Here is an 897-nt window from a genome sequence, read left to right as displayed (position 1 = left end):
ATCATCTGCGAGTGGCAGCCAACGCAGCCTTCACGGATGTAGATGTCGCGGCCTTCGAGCTGCAGGGCGGTGTAGGGCTTCATGCCTTCGACCGGCTTGTTGGTGACGTCCTGGAAGAACAGCGGGACGATCTGGGTCAGGCCGCCGATGCTGACGGCAAAGACCATCAGCAATGCCAGCAGGCCTACGTTCTTTTCGATGACTTCGTGTTTCATCAGGCGTGTCTCCTCAGGCCAACTGGGCGTTCGCAGGGGCGGCGTCGGTGGCCGGTGCGCGCACGGTGCGCCAGGTGTTCCAGGCCATCAGCAACATTCCGCTGAGGAAGATCGCGCCGCCGACGAAACGGACGATGAAGCCAGGATGGCTGGCCACCAGGGTCTCGACGAAGGAGTAGGTGAGCGTGCCGTCGGCGTTGACCGCGCGCCACATCAGGCCCTGGGCGATGCCGTTGACCCACATCGAGGCGATGTACAGCACGGTGCCGATGGTCGCCAGCCAGAAGTGCGCGTTGATCAGGCCGATGCTGTACATGCGCTCCTTGCCGAACACCTTTGGAATGGTGTGGTACAGCGCGCCGATGGAGATCATCGCGACCCAGCCGAGGGCGCCGGCGTGGACGTGGCCGATGGTCCAGTCGGTGTAGTGGGAGAGGGCGTTGACGGTCTTGATGGCCATCATCGGGCCTTCGAAGGTGGACATGCCGTAGAAGGCCAGCGAGACCACCAAGAAGCGCAGGATCGGGTCGCTGCGCAGTTTGTGCCAGGCACCGGAGAGGGTCATCATGCCGTTGATCATCCCGCCCCAGCTCGGCGCCAGCAGGATCAGCGACATGATCATGCCCAATGACTGCGCCCAGTCGGGCAAGGCGGTGTAGTGCAGATGGTGCGGGCCTGCCCA

General features: G+C 63.4%; 2 protein-coding genes. Both read right to left on the bottom strand.

Going from position 1 to position 897, the window contains the following annotated elements:
- Positions 1–215: cbb3-type cytochrome c oxidase subunit II (locus tag HMPREF3173_RS25050; RefSeq protein WP_256544506.1), on the bottom strand; the 215-nt coding region annotated here is incomplete at its 3' end.
- 13 nt (positions 216–228) lie between these two features.
- On the bottom strand, positions 229–897 hold a 669-nt coding region (locus HMPREF3173_RS25045; RefSeq protein ID WP_256544505.1), incomplete at its 5' end, for a cbb3-type cytochrome c oxidase subunit I.

It is taken from the genome of Pseudomonas sp. HMSC08G10, from assembly GCF_001808425.1.
In the GTDB taxonomy this organism is placed as follows: Bacteria; Pseudomonadota; Gammaproteobacteria; order Pseudomonadales; family Pseudomonadaceae; genus Aquipseudomonas; species Aquipseudomonas guariconensis.
Note: the sequence above shows the minus strand (reverse complement) of the source record. Positions and strands in the feature narration are given on the sequence as shown.